Source organism: Streptococcus cuniculi (assembly GCF_001921845.1).
Taxonomy (GTDB): Bacteria; Bacillota; Bacilli; order Lactobacillales; family Streptococcaceae; genus Streptococcus; species Streptococcus cuniculi.
This window is the reverse complement of sequence record NZ_MSJM01000012.1, coordinates 24,638-30,937: the sequence shown is the minus strand read 5'-3', so window position 1 is coordinate 30,937 and position 6,300 is coordinate 24,638. Positions and strand designations below refer to the sequence as shown.

Below are 6,300 nucleotides of genomic sequence, written 5' to 3'. Positions count from 1 at the left end.
ATTTTTTTCGTTCATTGACGGTTTATGTCTCCATAAACCACCCTGCACGTTTGGTTCGTCTTCTTTAATTTTCAAAGGTCTTGTCCGTCCGCTCTCTCAAGCGACAACTATATCAGTATATCACCTCAATTTTACTTTGTCAACACCTTTTTACTATTTTTTTTACTTTTTTTTGAAAAAACTGATACAGGGAAGACAACTTCTTCTCATGCCTCGCTCTCTGACTCTAAATGGTGGCGTAGGGAACGAAGGAGGGCTTGAAATGAGACATTAAAATAGTAGCAAGTCCGATTGACTTACTACTTGTTTTCTATTATAAGATTTATCCTAAACGTTGTTTAGCATCTGCTGCACGTTGGAAGGCTTGTCCAATGTAGTTGATACACAACATCATAACTAGGATAAAGATGGCTGCTGGTAACCAAATCCATGTTTTATTTTCAAGGATTTCAGCATTACGAGCATTTGAAATCAGGGTACCCAAACTTGGTACGGTTGCTGGCAGACCAAATCCGAGGTAGGTTAGAGAGGTTTCAATCCCGATATTTCCAGCAAAGTTCAAGGTCAAGTTAACGATGACCAAGGAACTCAAATTTGGTAAAATCTCGCGGAACATGATCATCAAGTCACTCGTTCCAAGTGTTTTCGAGGCATTTACATAATCCAAGCTGGCTTCAGACAAGGTCCGGGTTCTAAACAAACGGGCTTTATAGGTCCAACCAAATACGCTCATGATGAAGATAAAATGGTAGATGGTATAGTTTTTAACGACTGTAACAAATACAATAATCATCATCAAACTTGGCAAAATCATGATGAAGTCAACAACTCGCATTAAGAATCCATCAAATTTACCGCCGTAGTAACCAGCGAAAATTCCCAACGCTACACCGACAATACTTGTAATAATGGTAATCGAAAAACCAATCACAATCGAATTGCGGGCACCAATAATGAGTTGGCCAAAGATGTCTCGTCCACCCTCATCAGTCCCTAAAATATGTCCATCAACACCGGGTTCAAGGTAGCGACCAAGGAGATTGATTTTCATGACTTCTTCTTGGTTGAGAAGAATAGCACCGACAAATACTCCGACTAAGATAGTCACTAAAAGAAATAGCGAAACTAGAGCAACTTTATCTTTCAAAAACTCCCTAGTAATGACACGTAATCCTCCTGGAGGAGTTGATGCCGTGTTTTTATCTAACTGTTTATCTTTACTCACGTGTCTCCTCCTCTATTTAATCCGAATCCGTGGGTCTACAATACTCATGATAATATCAGAGAGCAAGGTTCCTACCAAGGTCCCAAATCCAAACATGAGCAAAAGCGCTAAGATGACACTATAGTCACGCCCTGAAAGCGAGGTAATAAATAGTTGTCCCATACCAGGATAGGTGAAAATGTTTTCGACAAAGATGGAACCGCTAATGAGTCCTGTCAATTCATATCCTAGGAAGGCTGCAATCGGTAAAATGGAATTGCGGAAAATGTGACGGTTGTACACCACTTTTTCTGGCACACCTTTGGCGCGAGCCGTACGAACATAATCTTGATTTTTAGCATCGATGACACCCGTTCTAAGATACTGGATGGTACCTGTAGTCGATAGGATGGCCAAGGTCAAGGCTGGCAAAATCATGTGGTGCAAACGACTCAGAATCGCTGTCAAACCTGTCAGACCAGAGGCAACTGTTCCACGCGTTGGGAACCAGCCGAGTGAAAATCCGAACAACCACAATAGAAGAATGGCAAATACAAAGGTTGGTGTAGAGAATGTTAAGAAATTGTAAACATTGATGACCTTATCTGCCAAAGAATTTTGATAGCGCCCTGCAATCATACCGAGCGGCAAGGCAATCACATAGGTAATCACCATTGTCAATAGAGAGAGCCAAATGGTGTTACTTAGACGTTGCATGATAATGGCACTAACAGGTTGTTTAAAGAACACACTCTGACCAAAATCCCCATGCAAGATATTTCCAATCCATCTGAAGTATTGAATATGAATCGGATCGTAGTAACCTGCTTGAATCCGTAGGCGCTCAATCGCTTCTGGATCGATATTTGGGTCTACCATTCCTGTAAATGGATCACCTGGCATCAATTTAGCAAATGCGAAAGCAATGATACTAAGCAAGATGATTTGAGGAATCATCAGTAAGAAACGGCGTAATATTGTTTTCCACATACTTAGTTATCTCCTTTCGTGTCTGGTAAAGCGACCTGATGAGTGCCTGCAAATGCCTTCAAGTCGAATACGCGTCCATTTGCATCATAAAAGACGCTTTGTTTTTCAAGATATTCTTTTTCAGCAGCCAAGCGACGCTCTTTGTTTTGCTTACGATTGATAGGGTCAATGCTTGGAATAGCTGACAACAAGCGTTTGGTATAGATATGCTGTGGATGGTCATAAATATCTTCTTTAGTTCCCGTTTCGACAAAGCGACCGCGGTACATGATATACAATTCATCACACATGTGTTGAACGACACCAAGGTCATGAGAAATAAAGAGATAGCTCAATTTATACTCGTCTTGAATGCGTTTCATGTAGTTCAAGACCTGTGCTTGTACAGACAAGTCCAAGGCAGATACGGGCTCATCGGCAATAATCAAACGCGGATTACTTGCCAAGGCACGAGCAACACCGATACGCTGGCGTTGACCACCTGAAAATTCATGCGGATATTTTACAAGCGCTTCTTCTGTCAATCCAATGGTATCCAATAATTGAAGCACACGTTTCTTTTCTTCATCTGGTGAGACACGGTCAAAGTTGCGGATAGGCTCTGCAATGATGTCTAAAATTCGTTTTTTCGGATTGAAACTAGAGAGGGAATCTTGGAAAATCATTTGCACATCGCGGTTGAAGCTGCCTTTTTTACGGCGTGGCTTGTTGGTCACATTTTGACCTTCATAGATGATTTCACCAGCAGTCGCACGCTCTAAACCAATGATCGTTTTTCCGATAGTTGATTTACCAGAACCAGACTCTCCTACAAGACCGTAGGTTTTTCCTTCTTCAAAGTGAAGGTCGACGCCATCAACGGCATAAACGTAGTCTGTGACGCGATTGAAGAAGCCACTACGAATTGGGTAATGAACTTTTAAATCTTTTACTTCAATAAATCCCATTAGTTGGTCTCTCCTTCAAAATAGAATGTTTCATGACAGGTACAGCGTACAAAATGCCCTGCTGATACCTCGTGCATGACAGGATTTGCTTCGTGAGCGCTCGCTTCAATCCAAGGAATACGCGGCGCAAAACGGCAACCTGTACGAGGCATTTTTGTTAATGGCGGTACCGTTCCATCAATCACGTGTAAGTCGCCACCCTCATCGCTTGATTGTGGATTTGATTTCAACAAGGAGCGAGTGTATGGGTGTTTTGGATTGGTAAAGAGCTCTTCAACAGGGGCTACTTCGACGAACTGGCCACCATACATCACGGCTACGCGGTCTGCGGTCTCTGCTACGACACCTAGGTCGTGGGTAATGAGGATGATACCTGAGCCTGTTTCTGCTTGAATTTCATTCAACAAGTCCAGAATTTGAGCCTGGATGGTCACATCAAGCGCAGTTGTTGGTTCATCGGCAATAATAATCGGCGGTTTACATGACAAAGCAATGGCAATGACAATCCGTTGGCGCATACCACCTGATAGTTCATGCGGATATTGTTTGAAAGTCCGTTTTGGATTTGGAATCCCTACTTGCTCCAGCAATTCCAAGACACGGGCTGTCCGTTGCTCGGCATTCATATCTGTGTGATAATAAAGCGCCTCATCGATTTGCGCACCGATGGTCATCAAGGGATTCAAAGAAGCCAAGGGATCTTGGAAAATCATTCCGATATCATTTCCACGAATCTTGTTGTAGTCGGCTTCGTTCATTCCTACCAATTCTTTACCTTGGTATTGAATATGTCCTTCAATTTTGGTGTTTAATGGATTGTGCAGTCCCATAATGGTCGTAGCTAGGGTTGACTTTCCGCAACCTGATTCTCCCACAATCGCTAAAATTTCATTTTTTTGTAGATTAATAGACACACCGTCAACGGCATCATAAAATTCATCGCCAATACGGAAACCGACGTGTAGGTCTTTCATCTCTAAAAGCGGTTTTTCATTTGTCACGCTTTTCCTCCTTCGTCATCAGCCAAGCTGCCTGTCAATAAAAATAGAATATTTATACTATTTTATCACAATTCCCCCTCCTCTGCCAACTATTTCAGCGGCAGGTCGGGCGAAAATTCTTTCTAAATCTTCAAAAAAATCTCATTCCTTGTCATGATTATTCACACTAACAATGTGAAAAAGCCAACGATGTTGGCTTTTTCAAAATCTATCTAGAACATGGTCGTCAGGAGAGATTTTTCAATTGAGATATTATTCAGCGATTCCTTTGTCAGCAGTCAACTCAACATTTTCCCAATGTGCATCTGATGCTTTAGAAGCTGAACCGTAGTAAGTATCCCAGTTTTTCACACGTTTGTTAACGGCTATTACACCTTCTGATTCAAACAATGGGATTGCAAAGGCTTCATTGAAGGCATTTTCTTGCCATTTCTTGTAGTTTTCAAGATTTTTCTTCTCGTCGAATGATTCAATAGATCCAATTGCTTCCAGCAACTTGGTGTTTTCGTCTGATACGAAGCGAGACATGTTGAATTTGTTGGTTGGTCCCCACATGTTTGGCATTGGGTCATAACCAGTAGACCATCCGCCGAGATAAGCATCGATATTGGCATCGTTGGCTTGCACCATGTCGTAGAATGAGTTCAACTCAATAGTACGACCTGTGTAGAGTTCCACATTCAAGCCTACTTCTTTCCACCAAGCGATGTACTGTTGTACAAGAGCTTCATTGGCTTCTGTACGTTTACGAGCTGCAAGACTAATCTTGAAGGCTTTACCATCTTTACCTTCGCGGATTCCATCGCCGTCTACATCTTTGTAGCCTGCTTCATCCAGCAATTCTTTTGCTTTTTCTGGGCTGTAAGCAAAGCCTTCCATTTCTGAATCGTGCAAATCACCGAAGTATGAGATGATGAGCGATGTTGCTGGGTGGTACAAGCCGTTGTACAATTTTTCACCAGCTGTCTTGGTATCAAGGGCATAAGCCATGGCTTGACGCAACTTCACATCGTTCATCTTGGCATTAGAATCCATGACATTTTTCTTCGTTGCCTCATCGTACTTTCCAAAATTAAATGAAAGGTATTCATAAGCAGACTCTAGCTTACCAAGAAGCGTTACGTTTGATAGTTCCTTATAAGAATCCAACTGATCCGCCGGCATATCGGCTACATCATAGTGACCTGCTTTCATCTCTGAAACAATGGTATCAGGAGATACAATGTCCATCTTCAAGCCCACTTTTGGTTTGCCTTTGAAGTAGTATTCGTTTGGTTCAAAGGTAACAGACTCACCATTCACCACTTCTTTGACCTTGTATGGTCCCATACCAACGATTTTCGTTGTTGCACGAGCATACTCACTCTTTTCCCAATCAGCTACTGGAATATCTTTAAAGATGTGTTTTGGTAGAATGTATGCTGGCACAGAGCCACCTGCATACATCATAGAAGGTTCCATTTCTTTTACTGTAAGAACCGCTGTGTAGTCATCAACTTTTTCGATACCAGAAATCTTATCGGCTGTACCTGCTACAAACTCGTCCATTCCCACGATATTTGTAAATTTATCATCGAAACGTACACCTGTGTAGCCTTTATCGGCCATTTTCTCAATTGTAAAGAGGTAGTCATCAATGGTAAATGGCTGACCATCTGACCACTTGTAGTCTTTACCTGTTAAGCTAACGGTCATCTTTTTCGCATCTGTATCAAAGTCTACTTTTGCAAGACCAGAATCGTTCAATTTACGATCACCGTCGTAACCAAACATACTGATATCGACCATGGAGCCAAAGGTTGAGTCATTAACATTGTTTGTCAACTCATCAATCATCAAACCTGTAGACGCTGCTGGTGATACAATCGCATACTTAAACTCTCCGTCTTTAATCGCTGTACCATCATGGGTCACTTCAGCAGGGAAACTCAATTCAGCCTTCGCTGCACTTGAATCACCACCGGTTGATGAACTCTTTGAACCACATGCTGCAAGTGCTGCAACAGATAATAAGGTCACACCCGCAAGAGCGAGCGTTTTTGTAGACTTATTCATAAAACACCTCTTTTGTTTAATTGTAAAGACTTTTATGTCTATGAGAGATATTATACCATAAATTTTTCTTAAAAAAAGTCTTTTGTCAGAAAATTTTGTAAAA

General features: G+C 41.7%; 5 protein-coding genes. All 5 read right to left on the bottom strand.

What is annotated here, in order from left to right:
- Positions 1-322 precede the first annotated feature (322 nt).
- The gene (locus BU202_RS10030) at positions 323-1,225 is read right to left on the bottom strand and encodes an ABC transporter permease (RefSeq protein WP_075105626.1); all 903 of its coding nucleotides are present in this window, start codon (positions 1,223-1,225) and stop codon (positions 323-325) included.
- 12 nt (positions 1,226-1,237) lie between these two features.
- The gene (gene opp4B, locus BU202_RS10025; RefSeq protein WP_075105625.1) at positions 1,238-2,194 is read right to left on the bottom strand and encodes an oligopeptide ABC transporter permease; all 957 of its coding nucleotides are present in this window, start codon (positions 2,192-2,194) and stop codon (positions 1,238-1,240) included.
- A 2-nt stretch (positions 2,195-2,196) separates the two neighbouring features.
- Complete coding sequence (locus BU202_RS10020; protein ID WP_075105624.1) at positions 2,197-3,141, bottom strand: ATP-binding cassette domain-containing protein; 945 nt, start codon at positions 3,139-3,141, stop codon at positions 2,197-2,199.
- On the bottom strand, positions 3,141-4,142 hold the full coding sequence (locus BU202_RS10015) for an ABC transporter ATP-binding protein (protein ID WP_075105623.1): 1,002 nt from the start codon (positions 4,140-4,142) through the stop codon (positions 3,141-3,143). Before BU202_RS10015 ends, BU202_RS10020 begins: the two co-directional genes overlap by 1 nt.
- A gap of 252 nt (positions 4,143-4,394) precedes the next feature.
- Positions 4,395-6,197, bottom strand: a complete 1,803-nt coding sequence (locus BU202_RS10010; protein WP_075105622.1) for an oligopeptide ABC transporter substrate-binding protein — start codon at positions 6,195-6,197, stop codon at positions 4,395-4,397.
- Between the last annotated feature and the right edge of the window lie 103 nt (positions 6,198-6,300).